Here is a 20943-nt window from a genome sequence, read left to right as displayed (position 1 = left end):
GCCGGGCACATGGAATTTGGCTTCACTACTGCCGCCTACGTTGTTGCGGCTGTTCTGTTCATCCTTTCGCTCGGCGGTCTGTCGAACCAGGAAAGCGCCAAGCGCGCGGTCTGGTACGGCATCGTCGGTATGGCGCTGGCGGTCTTTGCCACGCTGGTTGGTCCCGGTTCGGGTCTGTGGCTGCTGTCGCTGCTGCTGATCGCGGGCGGTGGCCTGATCGGTCAATATGTGGCGCAGCGCGTCCAGATGACCGAGATGCCGCAGCTGGTGGCCGCGATGCACTCACTGGTCGGTCTGGCGGCTGTGTTCGTCGGCTTCAACGCGCATTTTGAGATCGGCAACGTGGCGCAGGTCATGGCGATTGCCGACAGCGCGAAAGAGGCAGACCTTTCTGATCTGGGCGCTTTTGCCAAGCTGATCGCCAAGAAAACCTCAGCCGAGCTGGCAATCCTGCATGTCGAACTGTTCCTGGGCATCTTCATCGGTGCGATCACCTTTACCGGGTCGGTTGTGGCCTATGGCAAGCTGGCCGGCAAGGTCACATCGGCGGCGACCAAGCTGCCGGGTGGTCATGCGCTAAATGCGGCGGCTGCAGGTCTCTCGCTGATCTGCCTGGTCTGGTACACCTCGTCCGGCGGCTTCTTCCCGTTGTTCCTGATGACGCTGGCGGCGCTGTTCATCGGCTATCACCTGATCATGGGCATCGGTGGTGCCGACATGCCGGTGGTTGTGTCGATGCTGAACAGCTACTCGGGTTGGGCGGCTGCGGCGATCGGCTTCTCGCTGGGCAACGACCTGCTGATCGTGGTTGGTGCACTGGTTGGTTCCTCGGGTGCGATCCTGTCCTACATCATGTGTAAGGCGATGAACCGTCACTTTGTCAGCGTAATCCTGGGCGGCTTTGGTGGCCCGCAGGGCGAGCAGATGGCCGTTGAAGGCGAGCAGATCGCCATCGAGGCCGACGGCGTGGCCACAGCCCTGAACGATGCCGACAGTGTCATCATCATCCCCGGCTACGGTATGGCGGTGGCGCAGGCACAGCAGTCTGTGTCGGAACTGGTCCGTAAGCTGCGCGCCAAGGGCAAGAATGTGCGTTTTGCGATCCACCCCGTTGCGGGTCGTCTGCCGGGTCACATGAACGTCCTGCTGGCTGAAGCGAAGGTGCCATATGACATCGTTCTGGAAATGGACGAGATCAACGACGATTTCCCCGAAACGGATGTTGCCATCGTCATCGGCTCGAACGACATCGTGAACCCTGCGGCACAGGAAGATCCCAACAGCCCCATCGCCGGCATGCCGGTTCTGGAATGCTGGAAGGCCAAGCAGGTCTTCGTGTCCAAACGCGGCCAGGGCACCGGCTACTCGGGCATCGAAAACCCGCTGTTCTTCAAAGAAAACACCCGCATGTTCTACGGAGACGCAAAACAGTCCCTCGATAAACTCCTGCCAATGATCGACTGATCAACGGGTGTGATCCAATTGCAAAGGGCGCCTGCGGGCGCCCTTTTCTTTTTTGAGACGAGCTGGGGGCTTTGCCCCCTTACCCCCTAAGATATTTTTGGCCAGATGAAGCGGGCGGCGTGTGATAAACTGAGCCGAATTGCATGATGGCGTGGCTTGAGGCCGCCGGTATAGGGGTTCCAACCAAGGCAGAGTGGAACGCTGAGGTCGGAAAACCCGTACGTATCTATGACTCGGAAGGCAGCCTGATCAAGCTGTGGCAACTAATTCAATGAGATAGCGTGTTTGTATACCGTCGTATCCTTGTAAGTATATGAAATAAAAAGAGAATTGATGTATTTCTAAGGTGTCGTATAGTGCCTCGGATGAAACGGAGCCCTAAATGACGCCGATTGATGACCATCCGCTGCGCTATGCGTTGGCCAATGAACTGCACGCCCGTCCGTTTCCGGTGGCAGCGATGCCCTGTACGGTGGTCTTTTTGGCGATCAAGAAACCGGTTGCTGCTGTCGCGCGGGATCGCCGCGAAGATCTGGAACACTTGATCGAGCTTCTCGACCGTCATGGTGCCCAGCATCCGCAGCCGGATGCTACTCACTATGCCGGGCAAATCGGCCGCCATTGGTTGAAGTGGGAGCAACACACCGAGTTCGTGACCTACACGGCCATCGCCCAGAACGTCAGCGACCGCGCGTTCAATCCGGCGGACTTCGAGGTTTTTCCACCTGACTGGTTGATGGCAAGTCCTGGCCAAAGGGTCACGTCAGCCATGGTGCGGGTGGTTGAACGAGAAAGCGATGAGGCGACCAAGTCCAAGCTGCTGGATTGGTTCGAACCGGAAAGCCTGGCTGTTGCTCGAGTGTTGGACGATGCAGCCATTTGTGCCAGCGATTTTCGTATCGATCCGGCCGGGCACATGCGGTTTGCGTTGTTTGTGGCAAAGGACACGGGACGGCGCAGGACAGGTCGGATTGTCCAACGGTTGTGTGAGATCGAAACCTATAAAGCGATGTCCATGCTGGGGTTTGCGCGCGTCAAACAGCTGATGCCCCGCATCGGAAAGCTGGACGAAAAGCTGACGCGGCTGATGGGGCAGATGACGGACAACTCTGCTCAGCCGGACGCGTTGCTGCAGGATTTGCTGGCGACCTCGATCGAGTTGGAAACACTTGCCGCGCAGTGTTCGTTCCGCTTCGGGGCAACTGGTGCCTACGAGGCCATCGTAAACCAGCGGATCGAAGTCTTACGTGAGGAACGCTTTGAGGGCGGCCAGAACTTTGCTGACTTTATGATGCGCCGATACGACCCGGCGATCCGCACCGTGAAATCCACCGAGCGTCGCCTGCAAGCGCTTTCTGACCGGGCCATCCGCGCCGGAGAATTGCTGCGAACACGCGTGGACGTTGAGCGAAGCGCGCAAAACCAGGCTTTGCTGGAAAGCATGGACCGTCGCGCCGATCTTGCTTTGCGTCTGCAGCACACGGTCGAGGGTCTTTCCGTCGTCGCGATTAGCTACTACGCGGTGTCGCTGGTCAGCTATTTGCTCTATCCACTGACAGGTGCGGGGGTCAGCAAGGGGATGCTGACAGCGGCAGTGACGATCCCGGTTGTTTTGACTGTTTGGATTGCAGTACGAAGGATTCGGAAACGGCTGGCGTAAATGCGTATTTGCCTGAAGGACCGTGCGCTGTACAACAAACGCGTTTGGCACCTGAGTTAAGGAATCCTCTGTGATCGGGATCGTGGCAGCGTGGCGGGCCGTGGCCGCCATGTTCATATTGAATGGCGCCTTGTTCGGCATCTGGGCGTCGCGAATTCCGGCGGTCCGGGACAAGTTGGACCTGACGCATGAGGCTTTGGGATATGGCTTGTTGTTCATGGCCGCAGGCGCGGTGTGTTCCTTTCCGATCACGGGCCGGTTGACCGACAGGTTCGGCGCGGTGGCCCTGACGCGAGTCGTTGCCGTTCTATATACGTTTTCTCTGATCCTTCTGGCCCTCGCGGGCAGCTTCTGGTCGCTTGCAGCCTTTTTATTCGTGTTCGGAGCTTTCCACGGTTCGATGGATGTGGCGATGAATGCCTGGGCCGCTGAGGTTGAGCAGGCCTACAAGAAGCCCGTGATGTCATCCTTCCACGCGATGTGGAGCCTTGGGGCAGGGCTCGGAGCACTCAGCGGTTTTGCAGCGGTGCAGATGGGGCTGACGGTCATCCAGCATTTTCTGTTGGCTGGCGGGATCGTTGTTGGCCTGGCATTGGTATTGTCTTGGGTGAAGTGGACATCGCGTCGTTCGACCGTGTCCAGAGGCAAGATCTTTGCCCTGCCCTCTGGCGCATTGATCCTTGTGGGCTTCACCGCCCTGTGCGGTGCCTTGGGGGAGGGCGCGGTGGCAGATTGGAGTGCGATCTTCCTGAGAGACGTGACCGATGCGGCTGAAAGCGTTGCTGCCTTGGGCTATGCGGTGTTCTCGGTGGCCATGGTTGCGTTCCGGTTGGCAGGAGGGTTCGTCATTGCGCGCTTCGGATCGGTGGCAACAGCGCGATTTGGTGGGGCCTGCGCTGCGTTGGGCGTGTTTTGCGTGGTTTCTGCTGCTGAGGCAGGACAGGTATTGGCCGGATTTGCGATGATGGGGATCGGATACGCAGTGATTATGCCACTGGCCTTCAGCCGGGCGGCCAGCGATCCCAACGTGCCTCCGGGGCAGGCGATTGCCAGCGTTGCCACGCTTGGATATGGAGGGTTGTTGATTGGTCCGCCGCTTATTGGGTTTCTCGCAGAGATGCTTACATTGCGCATAGCATTCACGGCGCTGCTGCCGCTGGCCGTATTCATTGTCTTGTTGGCGGGCGCGCTGCGACCTGCCGATACAGGCTGAACCAAAAGCGGCGTCACAGCGGAGCAGCAGGCCGGAAAACCAACGGATAGGAGACCAACATGCCGATCAAAAACCGGTTCGCCGAGTTGCAGGGTGAAATCACCGAATGGCGACGCGATATTCATGAAAACCCCGAAATCCTGTTCGACACACATCGCACCAGTGCGTTGGTCGCTGACAGGCTGCGGGAATTCGGCTGTGATGAGGTTGTGACAGGCATTGGCCGCACCGGTGTTGTAGGCGTGATCAAGGGCAAGGCGGATACAGGCGGCAAAGTGATCGGGTTGCGTGCCGATATGGACGCACTGCCGATCCATGAGGCGACGGGGCTGGACTATGCCTCAAAAACTGACGGCGCCATGCACGCATGTGGCCATGACGGGCATACGGCGATGTTGCTGGGGGCCGCGAAATACCTGTCCGAGACGCGAAACTTCGATGGCACTGTGGTCGTGATCTTCCAACCCGCCGAAGAAGGTGGCGGCGGAGGGCGCGAAATGTGCGAAGACGGCATGATGGACCGCTGGGGCATTCAAGAGGTCTATGGCATGCACAATTGGCCCGGCCGCCCCGTTGGCAGCTTCGCCATTCGACCCGGCGCTTTTTTCGCGGCAACGGACCAGTTCGATATCACCTTCGAAGGCAGAGGCGGGCACGCCGCCAAACCTCATGAAACGGTCGACACTACCGTAATGGCGGCGCAGGCCGTTTTGGCGCTGCAGACCATCGCGTCACGGAATGCCGACCCGATTGATCGTATTGTGGTTTCGGTCACGTCTTTCGAGACGTCGTCAAATGCGTTCAACGTGATCCCTCAAACGGTGAAGATCAAAGGGACCGTGCGTACGATGAGCAAGGACATGCGCGATCTGGCTGAAAAGCGCATCAACGAAATCTGTGGTGGCGTCGCTGCGACGTTCGGAGGCGAAGCGGATGTGACCTATTACCGAGGCTACCCGGTGATGGTGAACAGCGAGGAACAGACTAACTTTGCCGCAGATGTCGCGCGCTCAGTCTCGGGTGACTGCGATGAGGCGCCGTTGATCATGGGCGGTGAGGATTTTGCCTTTATGCTGGAAGAGCGGCCTGGGGCGTATATTCTGGTTGGCAACGGAGACACGGCAGCCGTGCATCACCCCGAATACAATTTCAATGATGAAGCTATTCCAGCCGGTTGCAGCTGGTGGGCAGAGATTGTGGAGCAGCGGATGCCAGCTGCCTGATGGTGATGCCGGGAAGCGAGGGGCCAGCCCCTCGCGCATCCCGGGATATTTGGGGCCAGATGAAGTTGGATCCGCTCTGCGTCAAGTGAGGTCGAGCGTATTGCACAATGTGTCGATCACATCGTCCAGCGCGGACTTCTGGGTGTTCACGCAGGACTTTACGCCAGCCCGGGCCTTGTCCAGTGCAGCGGCGTCGGAAAGCCAAAGCGCAACAATATCGGCGAGTTGTGAGGCAGAGTTGACCTCGGTCGCGCCGCCACTTTCGATCAGGGGCGCGAAGGTTTCTGCAAAGTTGTAGTACCCGGGGCCGGTGATCACTGCGGCGCCGGCTTGCGCTGGCTCAAACGGGTTGTGACCGCCGATTTCCCTGAGGGAACCGCCCAGAAACACGATGGGACACAAGGCGTACCATGTGCCGGTCTCGCCCAGCGTGTCCGCGACGTAGACTTGGGTCTGCGGCGCGATCTTTTCGCCTTTGGATCGGAAGGCCGCAGATTGCCCGGCGTTTTCCAGCAGGGTTGCGACCTCTGACCGTCGTTCAGGGTGTCGGGGGATCAGCAGGAGCAGCAGGTCGGGCCAGCGTTTCAACAGCTCGGCGTGGGCCGCCAGAACCGTTTCTTCCTCACCTGCATGGGTCGAGCTGGCGATCCAAACGGGGCGGTCCGCGATCTGCGACCGGATGTCGTACAGCGTACCCTGATCTACGGGCAACGGTTCTGACATGGCCTTCAGGTTGGTGCCGAGCTGTATCCTGTCGGATGGCGCGCCCATGTCGTTCAGGTTTGTCGCCGTCTTGTCGTTCTGAGTTAAGAACAGCGAGAAATGATCCAGGATGAAACCCGCGGTTTGGGGGCGCTTTTTCCATCTCTCGACAGACCGGTCCGACAGACGTGCATTGAGCAGCGCCAGTGGAATATCCCGGCGAGAGGCTTCGACGATAAGACGCGGCCAGATTTCACTTTCGACGAAAACACCGGCATTGGGGCGCCAGTGTTCCAAAAACCGTTTCACAGGGGCGGCTGTGTCCAGTGGCGGGTACTGATGGCGCGCGCGGGGCGGCATCCGTTTTTCGATCAACGCGGCAGAAGTGGGCGTGCCTGACGTTATCAGGAACTGAGCGTCGGGCAGTCGCTCTCCCAGACGTTTGATCAGACTGATGACCGACAGGGTTTCACCGACGCTGGCCGCGTGGAACCAGATCAGTTGGCCATCGGGACGGGGCTGACTGGCGTGGCCAAGACGCTCCTGCTGCCGTTCTTGGGGGACACCCGCTGCGTTCAGTTTTTTGCGAACCGTGCGCCATGCCAGCGGCGCCGCAGCGGAAGTCAGACTGCAATACAAGTGGTACAGCAGCGTTGGCCGATCCGGAGTGTTTGGCATTTTAGCCGCCTGTGTGGCTCATATGGCGGCTCATCTGGCCGTCGACAGCTTGACGCGAATAGTCGAAATCATGGCCTTTGGGTTTGAGGTTGATTGCTGATCTGATCGCCGCTTCCAGCTGTTTGTCGCTGTCGGGATGATCGCGCAGCGGCGCGCGCAGGTCGGCCATATCTTCCTGACCGAGACACATATAAAGCTCACCGGTGCAAGTCAGGCGCACGCGGTTGCAGCTTTCACAGAAGTTATGCGACAGCGGAGTAATGAAGCCGATTTTTTGACCCGTTTCTTCAAGCCTTACATATCGCGCAGGCCCGCCGGTCCGTTCGGCCAGATCGGTTACGGAATAGTGTTTCTCGTATTCTTTGCGCACATCCTTGAGAGACCAGTACTGATCAAGACGGTCTTCGTTGCCGATATCGCCCATCGGCATGACCTCGATCCAGGTCAGGTCCATATCCCGCTCGGCGCACCACTCGGTGATCTTGGGCAGTTCGGGTTCGTTGAATCCTTTCAGAGCAACTGCGTTGATCTTGATCCGCAGGCCCGCCTTCTGCGCGGCATCGATGCCGTTCAACACCTGTTTCAGCCGACCCCAACGGGTGACCTTGGCAAATTTGTCCTCGTCCAGCGTATCCAGCGAGACGTTCACACGACGCACACCGGCGGCGAACAGGTCATCGGCAAACCGGTGCAATTGCGAACCATTGGTGGTCAGCGTCAGCTCTTTGAGCGCTCCGCTTTCCAGATGGCGGGTCATCGAATTGAAGAATGTCATAATATTGCGACGTACCAAAGGCTCACCACCGGTGATGCGCAGCTTTTCCACGCCCATGTTCACAAAGGTTGAGCACATGCGGTCAAGCTCTTCCAATGTCAGAAGGTCTTTCTTGGGCAGAAAGGTCATGTCCTCGGACATACAATAGACACAGCGGAAATCGCAGCGGTCCGTAACGGAAACGCGGAGATAGGTGATGGCACGTGCGAATGGGTCGATAAGCGGAGCTGTCATGCGACATAGGTAAAGCTGCAACCGCCTCCCGACAAGGGCGAACTGAGCTTTGCGCTGGAACAGATGTGCGTAGGGCGATAGGTTTGAGGCATGAGATATGCGCTTTTGACTTTGTGTGTACTGGTGGCGGGATGCGACACCGTAAGATCGACCACCGAACGCGTCTTTGGTGGCGACAAGCCCCCCGAAGAAGCGAAACCAGCCGTTGTGGAAGAGGTTGTCGAACCGCAACCCGTAGCGGTCGCTGCTACCGGGTGGGCTGGGCCAAAGACCACGATTGCAGGACTAGGGGATCCCACAACGCCCGGTCGATGGCTTGAAACGTCACTGGTGGAAACAGAAATCACTGGCCGCGTTGTTGTGCCGCGAACGGGTGCGCAGGCCTATATCACCTTGGTGCCAGCTCCGGGGCCGGCCGGGGGAGGCAGCCGCCTGTCGCTGGATGCAATGCGGGCATTGCTGCTGCCCTTTGATGAATTGGTTGAGCTGGAAATTTATTCCAACTGACCTTTCAGATACTTGCCAGCCTCTTTTCGCGCAAATGGCTTCATCGCGTCACCATGGGTCTTCAAAAAGGCGACTACGCGGTCCGGGTCGTGCTTGGACAATTCCCGAAGCCACCACGCGATGGATTTTTGAATGAACCAGTCGCGATCAGGAACATAGCCTGCAGCCCATCCCAGAACGCGGTCGCGGCGTTGCAGATCGTCGGGCTTTGGGTGGTTTTGTTTGGTCCAGGGCAGGGTGGCCACCAGTGCCGCGCGGCGCGTCCACATGTGGTCCGAGGTCGTCCAGCTTTCCACTTGGTCCAACCGTGATGGGTCGGCTGACAGACGCTTTTGCATGGCCATGCAGGCGTGGTCTGCCACGGCCCAGGCATCAAAATCCGGCAACCAGCTTTGCAGCAGGCCCCAGACGGCATCATCGGGGCGGATACGGGCCTGCGTCAGCAGTTTTGCAGCGGCAAGGCGTCCTTCGTGGATGTTGGTTTGCCACAGGGCATCCGCCAGTTTCACACGCTCTTCCACCTCCAATTCCCGTCGCCACGCTTTGGTCAAGTCATTCAGGATCGGATTTGCCACGCCCAGATGCGGACGGTCCACCTTATGATAGGCGGCCATTTGTTCGGCGCGAACGGGGTCAGCGTGAGCTTTGATCTGGTCCAGATACGCTTCAAGCATCATAAGGTCAGTTCCGAGCGCGTGTGGGTTTGCCGTCGATGGTTTGATGGTTCTTTTCCACCCAATAAGACTGGATCTGTTCGTCAGACTTGCCATCGACCCATTTCTGCATCGTGTCACGCTCGGACTGGTATTCCATGAACGGCACGGCATAGCCGCACGATGTTTGAACCACATCGATATCCAGATCATAGATCTGACGCGCACTGCGGTGATCAGGGAACAGGCCGGCCAGTTCGTTCCAGCCCGCATCGCCCACATGCAGCGTGCGCGCGGTCCCATAGGTTCGCAAGATCAATGGCCGTGTCGTGAACGAACACCACATCAGCGTCATTCGGTTGGCTTCAAGAAGATGGCCTGCAGTTTCGTTGCCACTGCCGGTTAGGTTCATCCAGGCAATCCGGTTCGGGCCAAGAACACGCAGAGAATCCATGCCCTTGGGCGAGATATTGACCCGCCCATCAGGTGCCGCAGTGCCAACGAAGAACATATGCTGTTCTTCGATGAATTTACGCTGCGCGTCGTCCAGTTCCGAAAATTGCTTGGCCATGTTTCACTCCACCGTAACCGATTTTGCCAGGTTGCGCGGCTGGTCCACGTCCGTGCCCTTGGCCACAGCCGTGTGATAGGCCAGCAGTTGCGCGGGGACCGAGTACAGAATCGGGGCCAGGCTGGGGTGGACATGAGGCATCCGAATAGTACTCCAGACGCCATCTTCGGCCTCGGCAATACCGTCGTCGTCCGAGACCAGAATGACCTTTCCCTTACGTGCCATCACCTCTTGCATGTTCGATACAGTCTTGTCGAAAACCGTGTCACGCGGGGCCATGACCACCACAGGCATGTTCTTGTCGATCAAGGCGATTGGTCCGTGCTTAAGCTCGCCCGATGCATAACCTTCGGCGTGGATATAGCTGATTTCCTTAAGCTTAAGCGCCCCTTCCATTGCCAACGGGTACATCAGCCCACGACCCAGGAACAATACATCGCGAGCCTCGGACAAGCGCTGGGCGGATGTCTTGATGGCCGGGTTCTGATCAAGCGCCGCGTTCAGAACGGTTGGCAGTCCGCGCAGCGCGGCGTAGTGGTCGGCCAGCTCTTCATCGGTCAGCGTGCCGCGATCCGCAGCGGCCTTGAGCGCGAGCATCAGCAGAACGCTCAGCTGGCATGTGAATGCCTTGGTCGAAGCGACGCCAATCTCAACGCCTGCATGGATGGGCAGAGCAACGTCACTTTCGCGGGCGATCGAGCTTTCGGGGACATTGACGACCGATACGATCTTGTCCGCCTTGCCTTCGCAATACCGTAGTGCCGCCAGAGTGTCAGCGGTTTCACCTGACTGACTGACGAACAGTGCGGCTGTGCGATCACTGATCGGAGGTTCGCGATAGCGGAACTCGCTGGCGATATCGACCTCGACCGGCATTTTCGCCAATTGTTCGAACCAGTACTTCGCGGTCAGGCATGCGTAGAACGCCGTGCCACAGGCGACCATGGTCAGGCGGTCCAGCTTGGTGAAGTCCAAGTCAGCATCCGGCAGAACAACCTGGTTGCTGCCGCTTGGCAGGTAAGACCGGATCGCATCGGCAATCACCACCGGTTGCTCGGCGATTTCCTTGGCCATAAAGTGTTTGTGGCCGTTCTTTTCGGTTTGCGTGTGGTCCAGATTGATCTGGCGGGTTTCGCGGTTGGCCAGTTCCCCGGCTTCGTTGCGAATTTCCAGAGAAGTCCGGGTCAAAACCGCACGGTCGCCTTCCTCAAGATAGGTGATGCGATCGGTCAACGGGGCCAGTGCGATGGCGTCGGACCCCACGTACATCTCACCATCGCCATGACCGATCGCCAGAGGCGAGCCTTTGCGCGCAGCGACAATCAGGTCATTCTGGCCGTCGAACAGAAAAGCCAGCGCAAACGCACCCACAAGGCGGTCGATGGTTTTGAAGGCGGCTTCAACCGGCGACAGGCCGGTCCTAAGGTAATACTCTGTCATCAGGGCGACGGTTTCGGTGTCGGTCTCGGTCGCGAACCCGATACCATTTTCCGCCAGCTCTGCACGCAGCTCACGATAGTTTTCGACGATACCGTTATGCACAACGGCCACCGGACCAGCCTGGTGCGGATGCGCGTTGGTTATCGACGGTACACCATGCGTGGCCCAACGAGTGTGACCAATGCCGGATTTGCCGGGCAGGGGATCGTGCACCAGCAAATCGCTTAAGTTGACCAGCTTGCCTACGGCTCGACGACGCCCAAGAGTGCCATCATTGACGGTTGCAATGCCGGCACTGTCATAACCGCGATATTCCAGCCGTTTCAGCGCCTCGACCAATGTGGGTGCAGCTTCGTGCTCGCCCAATACACCTATAATACCACACATAAATCAGGCTCCTTTGTTGCGGCGAGCCTTCTTCGCCATCAACATTTCAAATAGTTTGCGTGCGTAACCGGGTTTGTTTTCCTGCTTGGAACGCGCCACGGCCAAAGCATCAGGTTCCACGTCACGCGTGACGACCGTACCCGTCGCTGTCATAGCGCCGTCGCCAAGGGAAACGGGTGCCACAAGCATGGTATTGGAACCGACAAAAACATTCTCTCCGATGGTTGTCTGGTGCTTCATGACACCGTCGTAGTTGCAGGTGATCGTCCCCGCGCCAATATTGGTCGCGGCACCAACAGAAGCGTCGCCGATATAGCTCAGATGGTTGACCTTGGCGCCTTCGGCGATCTGGGCGTTTTTGGTTTCGACGAAATTCCCAATCCGGGTGTTTTCGGCCAGTTCCGTACCAGGGCGCAGGCGCGCATAGGGGCCAACGACGGCACCTCGGCTGACATGACAACCTTCCAGATGCGAAAACGCCCGGATCGTCGCGCCGCTTTCAATGGTAACACCGGGGCCGAAGACGACATTGGGCTCGATCACCGTATCGCGACCGATGACAGTGTCCGCAGCCAGATAGACAGTTTCCGGAGCCATCAGCGTGACGCCCGAATTCAACAATTCGGCGCGAGCGCGAGACTGAAAAATCGTATCCGCCGCCGCCAGATCTGCGCGAGAGTTCACGCCCAGCGTCTGGGCTTCGTCGCAGGCAACGGCTGTGACGCTCAGGCCGCGATTGCGGGCGATTTCCACGACGTCAGGAAGGTAATACTCTCCTGAGGCGTTGTCATTTCCGACGGCGTCGATCAGAGCAAACAGAGTCTGCGCGTCACATGCCAAAAGACCAGAATTGCAAAGTGTTATGGCGCGCTCTTCGTCCGATGCATCCTTGTACTCGACGATCCGTTCCAGATTTTCGCCATTCATGACCAGACGGCCATAACGCGCTGGGTCAGCAGCCTCAAAGCCCAATATGACCAAGTCATTCTTTGCCCGCACCTCGATCATCTTCTCCAGAGTCTCGGGTTGCAGGAACGGTGTGTCGCCGTACAAAACAACGACGTCGCCTTCAAATCCGTTCAGTGCGTCGCGGGCCTGTGCCACGGCATGCGCAGTGCCCAGCTGTTCGTCCTGGACGGCGATCTGCGCGTTTTCGTCTTCGACCTGTGCAACCTTGGCTACGGCCTCGGATCCGTGACCGGTGACAATCACTGTCCGCGCAGGGGACAGAACCGCGCCGGCGCGCATCGTGTGGACCAGCATAGGAGTTTGGGCAATCGGGTGTAGTACTTTTGGGGTATCCGAATTCATCCTGGTGCCTTTTCCGGCGGCAAGGATAACAAGGGCAGTGGTCATAAAAACGATTTCTCTTTGTGTTTTGTTGCGGCCCGTTTTATCCGCTGAGTTAAAAGGCGCAAGCGGTTCCGCCATCACACAAGATTGCCGTTTGCAACACTTATGGCGAAGACCCGCCGAATTAGGAGGCATTATGCGCACGGTTATCTTCGATCTGGACGGGACTTTGGCCGATACATCGGGCGATTTGCTGTCTGCAGCCAACCACTGTTTTCGGCATATGGGGCACGGAGACGTGTTGGTTCACGGTGACGACGCAGGCGTTGCCCTGCGCGGTGGCCGGATGATGCTGACCCATGGGCTCAAGCGGGTGGGGGCCTATGACGATGCAACCGTTCAGGCCTATTACCCAATGCTGCTTGAGGCGTATTCCGATGATATCGACACGCACACGCGGTTTTATCCAGGTGCATTGGACGCGGTCGAAGGGCTTAAGGCGGCTGGTTATGGAGTCGGTATCTGTACCAACAAGCCAGAGGCCTTGGCGGACCAACTGCTGATCCAGTTAGGTGTGCGGGATCAGTTCGCCGCGCTTGTCGGAGCAGATACGCTGCCGGTGCGCAAGCCTGATCCGGAACCCTTGCGCGAGGCGGCGCGCCGGGCAGGTGGGCACCCAGATCTGTGTGTTCTGATCGGCGACTCGGATACCGACCGGAATACGGCAAAGGCGGCAGGCGTGCCTTCGGTTCTGGTCACGTTCGGCCCGTCCGGTGCAGATATGGCCGCGCTTGAGCCAGAAGCTCTGTTGCATCACTTCGACGATCTGACGGGCCTTGTGCCTCAGTTGATCGGCGTGGCAGCGTAACCCCTTGACCCGGGCCAAATGCAGGATCAGAAACCCCCTATGACCGAGACATTCACTGGCAGCTTTACCCAGCAGGAACCTATCCCCGAAGAGGCGGTCGAGGCCGCCTTGGCCGTATTGCGCCACGGGCGTCTGCACCGTTACAACGTCGTGCCGGGCGAATTGGGTGAAACCGCCCAGCTGGAACAGGAATTTGCCGCTCAGACGGGTGCCAAGTACTGTCTGGCCGTGTCGTCGGGCGGCTATGCGTTGGCTACAGCACTTCGGGCCGTTGGGGTTAAGCCGGGGGACCCGGTGCTGACGAACGCGTTCACGCTGGCACCTGTACCCGGATCTATCGCCTCGGTCAGCGCGCGTCCGGTTTTTGTGGGCGTGACGGAAGACCTTACGATTGATCTGGACGATCTCGAAACCAAGCTGAATCAGGCGCGCGTTCTGATGCTCAGCCATATGCGCGGCCATCTGTGCGACATGGATCGGCTTATGCAGATGTGCGATGCAGCAGGTGTCACGGTGATCGAGGATTGCGCCCATACGATGGGGGCCGCGTGGCGCGGGCAGGTTTCGGGCCGGCAAGGAGCAATTGGCTGCTATTCCTGCCAGACCTACAAACATGTCAACTCGGGCGAGGGCGGGTTGCTGGTCACCGATGACGAGGAACTGGCGGCAAAGGCCACAATGCTGTCGGGATCATATATGCTGTATGAACGCCACCTTGCTGCACCGACCCCGGACGTGTTCGAGCGGATCAAGTACCATACGCCCAACGTATCGGGACGGATGGACAACCTGCGAGCCGCAATCTTGCGACCCCAATTGCGCGATCTGGACCGGCAGGTTGAACGTTGGAATGAACGCTATTTCGAACTCGAAAAAGGCCTGCTCGACACGCCTGGCCTGACCATCGTCGAACGGCCAGAGGCCGAGACGTATGTTGGCTCGTCTATCCAGTTCCTGCTACTGGACTGGTCGGCAGAGCGGGTAAACGAAGTAATCCAACGGTGCGCGGCCCGGGGTGTCGAACTCAAGTGGTTCGGCGGGGCTGAACCGAGCGGCTTCACGTCGCGCTATGACAGCTGGCGATATGCCGACAGCGCACCAATGCCAAAAAGTGATCGAATTCTTGCCGGGATCGTTGACATGCGCGTTCCGCTGACCTTTTCGCTGGAGGATTGCAGCCTGATCGCGCGCATCATCCGGTCAGAAGTCAGCTCTGTCTTTCAGTCGTAATCTAATCGAGTGCGCGGGACGCGCACGCTTGTTTCCTGAAAACCGCCGCCCCGATCGGAGCGGCGGTTTCTTTTTTGGACGCCGTCGTTGACCCGATTCAGATTCGCTGTTATTTATTGAACAACTGTTCATTAATGCGAAAGAGGAGATCGCTTATGTTCACGGCGGCCATGCAATTTGATCTGGGTGAAGACGTGAACGCGCTGCGTGAAATGGTGCACCGTTGGGCGCAGGAACGGGTCAAGCCCATGGCGGCTGACATCGATGCCTCGAACGCATTTCCAAGCGAGCTTTGGAAAGAAATGGGCGATCTGGGTTTGCTTGGTATCACTGTGTCCGAGGAATACGGCGGGGCGGGGATGTCCTATCTGGCCCATACCGTGGCTGTGGAAGAGGTCGCGCGGGCGTCGGCATCCGTTTCGCTGTCATATGGTGCGCACTCGAACCTGTGCGTCAATCAGATCAAGTTGAACGGTAATGATGAGCAGAAGGCGAAGTATCTGCCGCGCCTTATCTCGGGCGAACACGTTGGCGCTCTGGCCATGTCCGAGGCGTCGGCTGGATCCGACGTTGTGTCGATGAAACTGCGCGCGGAAAAGCGAAATGACCACTACCGCCTGAACGGTAGCAAGTACTGGATCACCAATGGGCCGGACGCCGATACTCTGGTCGTTTATGCCAAGACGGACCCGGACGCCGGCTCAAAAGGGATCACAGCCTTTCTGATCGAGAAGGAGATGAAGGGTTTCTCGACCTCGCCCCATTTCGACAAGCTTGGGATGCGCGGGTCGAACACGGCTGAGTTGATCTTTGAAGATGTCGAGGTGCCCTTCGAAAACGTACTGGGTGAAGAGGGCAAGGGCGTTGCTGTGCTGATGTCCGGACTTGACTACGAGCGCGTGGTATTGGCCGGGATTGGTACGGGGATCATGGCCGCCTGTCTGGACGAAATCATGCCCTACCTGGCCGAGCGCAAACAGTTTGGCAAACCGATAGGCAGCTTCCAACTGATGCAAGGCAAGATCGCGGATATGTACACGGCGATGAATTCCGCGCGCGCATACGTTTATGAGGTCGCCAAAGCCTGCGACCGAGGCGATGTGACCCGTCAGGATGCCGCAGCGTGCTGCCTCTATGCCTCGGAACAGGGCATGTCGCAGGCGCATCAGGCCGTTCAGGCGATGGGTGGCGCAGGGTTCCTGTCGGACTCGGCAGTCAGCCGTATCTTCCGCGATGCCAAGTTGATGGAGATTGGCGCGGGCACCAGCGAAATCCGCCGGATGTTGATTGGCCGGGAACTGATGAACGAAATGCTCTGAGACAAAAACGCCCCGCAGACGAAGTTTCTGCGAGGCGTTTTCTTTGAGGGATCAGAACTTATGGACGTAGGAAACGCCGACAAGATAGGGGTCGATTTCGGCTTTGCCGATCTTCGTGCCGTTCAGCTTGACGTCCGAGTCGATATCGAACCAGCGCACGTTCAGCCGGATGGCGCCGTTGTCGGAGACCATGTAGTCCAGACCGGCCTGCAGGGAGACACCAAAGGAGTCATCAATCTTCAGGTCTCCCAGAGCGGATTGTTCGTCGAAGAAGAACGTATAGTTCAGACCAGCGCCGACATAGGGCTTCCACGCACTGTTTGTCGGGAAGTGATAGTTCAGCGACAAGGTGGGCGGCAGGTGCTTGACGGTTCCGGCCTCGGTGCTTCCGCCCAAGGTGACGGTGTGCTTGAACGGCGTCGCAGCCAGCAGTTCGATCCCCAGGTTGTCACGGATGAAGTATTCGGCGGTGAAGATCGGGCGGGTATCGGAGTCGATCTCGGCCTTTTGTCCGGCCAGCGTGCCATTGTCGGATTTGGGGTTCAGGTAACCGACACCGATACCGACGGTCCAATCACCCTGCGATTGGGCAAAGGCAGGGGCGGCAAGCGCCACCAGCGCGGTGGAAAGTGTCAAAGCGGCGAGTTTGTTGGTCATTGTCTTGCCCTTGGTTCAGTTGATGAAACGGATTTGACAGCCTCGATGCCAGCGAACTCTGATCTGCATCAAATCTACGTAAAGACGTCACCGGAGGTTTCGCAGGTAAGATCCTTGAAAATAAGGGGATTACGGCGTGCCAGAAGCTAATCGCATACCGGGTTTGCGTTCAGCGGGGGGCTGGGATATCCCATCGCGCCTTAACATGGCGCGTCAGTGCCTTTCGCACCCGCCAGATCAAGTCGCCGTAGTCGACTTGACCGGGGAGGGAGTGCAGCGTGTCACCTATGGACAGCTCGCCGAGATGACGGATGGTATCGCGCGCGCGTTGTCGAAAAAGGTGCAGCAAGGGGACCGCGTGGGCGTGCTGCTCAGTCAGTCGCCGTGGTGTGCGGCGGCGCATCTGGCGGTCTGGAAGATCGGTGCGATCTCGGTGCCGTTGTTCAAACTGTTCAAACAGGATGCCTTACGGTCTCGGGTGGGCGACGCCGGGGCACAGTTTGTTCTGACCGACCCGGAAGGCGCGACGCTGTTAGGGGAATTGGCAGAGCCGCTCATGGCGGATCAGATTGGTGAAGATGGAGGCGTTGTGCCTTTTGCCGACACCGGGCCAGAGGATCCGGCGGTGTTGATCTATACGTCCGGAACCACCGGCAGCCCGAAAGGCGCGTTGCATGCTCACCGAGTGCTGACCGGCCACCTGCCGGGCGTTTCGATCAGCCATAACAATCTGCGCTATGGAGATTGCCTCTGGACCCCGGCCGATTGGGCTTGGATTGGCGGGTTGTTCGATGTGCTGATGCCGGGCCTCGCGCTGGGCGTCCCTGTCGTCGCTGCGCGACTGGACAAGTTCACGCCCGAGACCTGTGCCGACGTGATTGCGCGCGGCGGGGTACGGAATGTGTTTTTCCCTCCGACCGCTTTGCGCATGCTGAAAGCTGTGGATCAGGCTGTTACCGGATTGCGGTCCGTTGCCTCCGGTGGTGAGCCATTGGGGGCCGAGATGCTGGCCTGGGGACAGAAGGCGTTTGGTCTGACGATCAACGAATTTTACGGCCAGACCGAATGCAACATGGTGGTCTCGTCCTGTTCAGACGAATTCCCGGCCCGGCCCGGCTGTATCGGAAAACCGGTTCCTGGGCACGAGGTTGCGGTGATTGACGAGGATGGCCAACCAACCGCTGAAGAGGGCGATGTGGCGATCCGGCGCGGCTCGGCCTCGATGCTGTTGGAATATTGGAACCGGCCCAAGGCAACGGCTGAAAAGTTTCGCGGCGACTGGCTGATTACCGGCGACCGGGGTGTGTGGGAGGGCGACTACCTGCGCTTTGTTGGGCGCGACGATGACGTAATCACCTCGTCCGGCTATCGCATTGGTCCCGCCGAGATTGAGGATTGCCTGCTGACCCATCCCGCGGTGGCGACGGTGGGCGTGGTCGGTAAACCAGACCCGCTGCGGACCGAGATCGTAAAGGCTTATGTGGTTCTGAAGCCGGGGATCAAGGCAACGGAAGTGGAATTGCAGGATTGGGTAAAAACCCGCCTCGCGCATTATTCGTACCCTCGTGAAGTGGCTTTTGTGCAAGAGTTGCCGATGACCGTGACGGGCAAAGTTATTCGGAAGGATTTGCGGCGTCTCGCGTCAGAGGAGGGACATTATGGCTGACAAATCCAATTTCAGAACCGGTATTGAATTTAGCGCGACGGCAATTGCGGTCATCGGGGCCGCCTGGGCAGGCAAGGCTTACTTCGAGACGTGGATGCGGGACACCATCGAAAAAGCTGTAGAAGACAAAATTGCAGTCATCGAACAACTGCAGTTGGCGGATCTGCTCGTATTCTACGAGTATCCGGACGAGGCCATCTCTGAATTGCGCAAAATAGCCGGTCGAGTGGCAGTCCTTGATGACGAAGACAAGCGAAAAATTGCTTTTTACGACAATTACTTAGATGCAATTTCTGACTCTGAAAGCACCCTGAAATACGAACCCGAAATCCGGATGCTGAGAAGTGTATTCAGCACCGAGATGCAGACTGACGGATGGCATGATGAGAACCTGGCATATGTCTCTATGTTCCTGCCGGAAGCGCAGGCGGATGAGAACTTTTACAATCGCGAAGTCGTTGGGCGTTTCAAACTTGCCGTGAGCCAGTACGAGGCTGAAGGCGATTATGAGGCGATGGGAGACGCCTATCACAACCTGTCCCTGGCCTATTTGTGCCGCGGCGATAACGAAAAGGCTGTCGAGGCGATGGAGATGGCGGCCGAGATGCTGCCATTTGACTACTATTTCATGGTTCCGATGTCGGAGCTGGAGGATTTTCTGGAAGAACCAGAGATCAAAAAGCTGGACCCAGTTTGTTCCGGCAACGTGGCGCAAGGTTACGCGCGTCTGATGCAGCGCTTTGCAGTCAGCGAAAACCCCGTTCGAGATTTTCTAAGAGAGTACACAAGATGAAGCTCCGTTCCTCTGCTTTGCCCTCGTCCGAAGGCTTCCGGCAAAACCGTGCTGCGCATCTGGATGCGCTGGCGCATATCTCCGCGGCCGCCGACGCCGCGCGGATGGGCGGGGGCGAAAAATCCCGCACGCGGCACGAGTCTCGTGGCAAGATGTTGCCTCGCCGCCGCGTGGCGAACCTGTTGGACCCAGGGTCTCCGTTTCTCGAAATCGGTGCGACGGCAGCGCATGGAATGTATGGCGATGCCGCGCCCTGTGCCGGGGTGATCGCGGGGATTGGCCGGGTTCAGGGACAAGAGGTCATGGTGGTGTGCAACGACGCCACCGTGAAGGGCGGTACCTATTACCCGATGTCGGTCAAGAAACACCTGCGCGCGCAGGAGATCGCCGAGGAAAACCACCTGCCTTGTATCTATCTTGTCGATAGTGGGGGGGCGAACCTGCCCAATCAGGATGAGGTTTTCCCCGACCGTGATCACTTTGGTCGCATCTTCTACAACCAGGCGCGAATGAGTGCGAAAGGCATCCCTCAGATCGCCGTTGTGATGGGGTCCTGTACCGCAGGTGGGGCTTATGTGCCTGCGATGTCGGATGTGACGATCATCGTGAAAGAGCAGGGCACGATCTTTTTGGCCGGTCCACCTTTGGTCAAGGCTGCGACCGGAGAGGTTGTCAGTTCCGAAGACCTGGGTGGCGGTGACGTCCATACCCGCCTGTCGGGCGTGGCAGACTATCTGGCCGAGGATGACACCCATGCTCTAGCTCTGGCACGACGGGCGGTCGGATCGCTGAACCTGCGCAAACCTCAAAATGTGGATTGGGCCAGTCCCGAAGACCCGGCCTATGACCCCGAAGAAATTCTTGGCGTCGTTCCCGCCGACCTGCGCACGCCCTATGATATCCGCGAGGTGATCGCGCGTTTGGTCGATGGCTCGCGTTTTGACGAATTCAAGCCGCGCTTTGGTGAGACGCTGGTGACCGGTTTTGCCCATGTCAAAGGATGCCCCGTGGGGATCATCGCCAATAATGGTGTGCTGTTTTCCGAAGCCGCGCAGAAGGGCGCGCATTTCGTTGAGCTGTGTTCGCAGCGCAAAATTCCATTGGTATTCCTGCAGAATATCACCGGCTTCATGGTTGGCCGGAAATACGAAAACGAAGGCATTGCACGGCACGGGGCCAAGATGGTGACAGCTGTGGCCACAACCTCAGTGCCCAAGATCACCATGCTTGTCGGAGGATCCTTTGGTGCTGGAAACTACGGCATGGCCGGACGGGCCTATCAGCCGCGTTTCCTATGGACCTGGCCAAACTCGCGCATTTCGGTGATGGGCGGCGAACAGGCCGCAGGCGTTCTGGCCACCGTCAAACGCGACGGGATCGAGCGGCAGGGCGGTACATGGTCTGCCGAGGACGAGGCTGAATTCAAACGCCCCACACTGGAAATGTTCGAGAAACAGTCCCACCCGCTCTACGCCTCGGCCCGCCTGTGGGATGATGGCATCATTGACCCGCGCAAAAGCCGCGATGTCCTTGCCCTGTCGCTAAGCGCTGCGCTGAATGCCCCGATTGAGGAGACACGTTTCGGCGTGTTCCGGATGTGAGAGAATTAA

The 20943-nt window shown here is 58.4% G+C and carries 18 protein-coding genes; 11 read left to right on the top strand and 7 right to left on the bottom strand.

All coding sequences use genetic code 11. The features are described 5' to 3' along the window. The first annotated feature begins 9 nt into the window (after positions 1–9). The 4 genes from GOW16_RS00750 (at position 10) to GOW16_RS00735 (ending at position 5560) form a co-directional block, all read left to right on the top strand. Positions 10–1464 (top strand): NAD(P)(+) transhydrogenase (Re/Si-specific) subunit beta, encoded by a 1455-nt coding sequence (locus tag GOW16_RS00750; protein WP_170409301.1) that lies wholly within the window; start codon positions 10–12, stop codon positions 1462–1464. 382 nt (positions 1465–1846) lie between these two features. Continuing rightward, on the top strand, positions 1847–3124 hold the full coding sequence (locus GOW16_RS00745) for a DUF3422 family protein (protein ID WP_170409299.1): 1278 nt from the start codon (positions 1847–1849) through the stop codon (positions 3122–3124). Positions 3125–3194: 70 nt separating this feature from the next. After that, a complete protein-coding gene (locus GOW16_RS00740; protein WP_368039856.1) occupies positions 3195–4337 on the top strand; it encodes an MFS transporter in 1143 nt (380 codons plus the stop codon). A gap of 59 nt (positions 4338–4396) precedes the next feature. Further along, entirely contained in the window at positions 4397–5560 is a 1164-nt protein-coding gene (locus GOW16_RS00735; RefSeq protein ID WP_170409297.1) for a M20 aminoacylase family protein, read from the top strand. A gap of 81 nt (positions 5561–5641) precedes the next feature. On the opposite strand, the gene GOW16_RS00730 is transcribed toward GOW16_RS00735, so the two are convergent. Both GOW16_RS00730 and moaA read right to left on the bottom strand, forming a co-directional pair. Further along, a complete protein-coding gene (locus GOW16_RS00730; RefSeq protein ID WP_170409295.1) occupies positions 5642–6940 on the bottom strand; it encodes a 3-deoxy-D-manno-octulosonic acid transferase in 1299 nt (432 codons plus the stop codon). Between the two features lies 1 nt (position 6941). Beyond that, positions 6942–7949 carry a GTP 3',8-cyclase MoaA gene (gene moaA / locus GOW16_RS00725; RefSeq protein WP_170409293.1) on the bottom strand — a complete coding sequence of 336 codons (1008 nt, stop codon included), beginning with the start codon at positions 7947–7949 and terminating at the stop codon, positions 6942–6944. A 90-nt stretch (positions 7950–8039) separates the two neighbouring features. Here moaA and GOW16_RS00720 point away from each other — a divergent pair, with 90 nt between their 5' ends. Continuing rightward, a complete protein-coding gene (locus GOW16_RS00720) occupies positions 8040–8456 on the top strand; it encodes a hypothetical protein (RefSeq protein WP_170409291.1) in 417 nt (138 codons plus the stop codon). Here the strand turns inward: GOW16_RS00720 and GOW16_RS00715 are convergent. The 4 genes from GOW16_RS00715 to glmU are packed head-to-tail and all read right to left on the bottom strand — an operon-like array spanning position 8444 to position 12863. Further along, positions 8444–9130, bottom strand: a complete 687-nt coding sequence (locus tag GOW16_RS00715) for a DNA alkylation repair protein (RefSeq protein WP_438826259.1) — start codon at positions 9128–9130, stop codon at positions 8444–8446. The two genes, GOW16_RS00720 and GOW16_RS00715, sit on opposite strands and share 13 nt — an antisense overlap. A 7-nt stretch (positions 9131–9137) precedes the next feature. After that, entirely contained in the window at positions 9138–9680 is a 543-nt protein-coding gene (locus tag GOW16_RS00710) for a pyridoxamine 5'-phosphate oxidase family protein (protein ID WP_170409287.1), read from the bottom strand. A gap of 3 nt (positions 9681–9683) precedes the next feature. Continuing rightward, positions 9684–11507 carry a glutamine--fructose-6-phosphate transaminase (isomerizing) gene (gene glmS / locus GOW16_RS00705; protein ID WP_170409286.1) on the bottom strand — a complete coding sequence of 608 codons (1824 nt, stop codon included), beginning with the start codon at positions 11505–11507 and terminating at the stop codon, positions 9684–9686. A gap of 3 nt (positions 11508–11510) precedes the next feature. Further along, on the bottom strand, positions 11511–12863 hold the full coding sequence (gene glmU / locus GOW16_RS00700; RefSeq protein WP_170409284.1) for a bifunctional UDP-N-acetylglucosamine diphosphorylase/glucosamine-1-phosphate N-acetyltransferase GlmU: 1353 nt from the start codon (positions 12861–12863) through the stop codon (positions 11511–11513). A 133-nt stretch (positions 12864–12996) separates the two neighbouring features. On the opposite strand from glmU, the gene GOW16_RS00695 reads away from it, so the two are divergent. The 3 genes from GOW16_RS00695 (at position 12997) to GOW16_RS00685 (ending at position 16217) form a co-directional block, all read left to right on the top strand. Continuing rightward, positions 12997–13668, top strand: a complete 672-nt coding sequence (locus tag GOW16_RS00695; RefSeq protein ID WP_170409282.1) for an HAD-IA family hydrolase — start codon at positions 12997–12999, stop codon at positions 13666–13668. Between the two features lie 39 nt (positions 13669–13707). Beyond that, positions 13708–14898 (top strand): DegT/DnrJ/EryC1/StrS family aminotransferase, encoded by a 1191-nt coding sequence (locus GOW16_RS00690; protein WP_170409280.1) that lies wholly within the window; start codon positions 13708–13710, stop codon positions 14896–14898. Between the two features lie 155 nt (positions 14899–15053). Then, positions 15054–16217, top strand: a complete 1164-nt coding sequence (locus tag GOW16_RS00685) for an isovaleryl-CoA dehydrogenase (RefSeq protein WP_170409278.1) — start codon at positions 15054–15056, stop codon at positions 16215–16217. 51 nt (positions 16218–16268) lie between these two features. Here the strand turns inward: GOW16_RS00685 and GOW16_RS00680 are convergent, their stop codons facing one another. Then, positions 16269–16874, bottom strand: a complete 606-nt coding sequence (locus tag GOW16_RS00680; protein WP_170409276.1) for an OmpW/AlkL family protein — start codon at positions 16872–16874, stop codon at positions 16269–16271. A gap of 136 nt (positions 16875–17010) precedes the next feature. Between GOW16_RS00680 and GOW16_RS00675 the strand changes: the two genes are divergently transcribed. The 3 genes from GOW16_RS00675 to GOW16_RS00665 are packed head-to-tail and all read left to right on the top strand — an operon-like array spanning position 17011 to position 20934. Further along, complete coding sequence (locus GOW16_RS00675; protein WP_368039855.1) at positions 17011–18540, top strand: AMP-binding protein; 1530 nt, start codon at positions 17011–17013, stop codon at positions 18538–18540. Continuing rightward, complete coding sequence (locus tag GOW16_RS00670) at positions 18533–19333, top strand: hypothetical protein (protein ID WP_170409274.1); 801 nt, start codon at positions 18533–18535, stop codon at positions 19331–19333. The genes GOW16_RS00675 and GOW16_RS00670 overlap by 8 nt, the downstream gene beginning before the upstream one ends. Further along, positions 19330–20934, top strand: coding sequence for a carboxyl transferase domain-containing protein (locus GOW16_RS00665; protein WP_170409272.1), 1605 nt, complete (start codon positions 19330–19332; stop codon positions 20932–20934). The genes GOW16_RS00670 and GOW16_RS00665 overlap by 4 nt, the downstream gene beginning before the upstream one ends. The last annotated feature ends 9 nt before the right edge of the window (positions 20935–20943 follow it).

The organism is Ruegeria atlantica, from assembly GCF_013033965.1.
Lineage (GTDB): Bacteria > Pseudomonadota > Alphaproteobacteria > Rhodobacterales > Rhodobacteraceae > Ruegeria > Ruegeria atlantica_D.
Note: the sequence above shows the minus strand (reverse complement) of the source record. Positions and strands in the feature narration are given on the sequence as shown.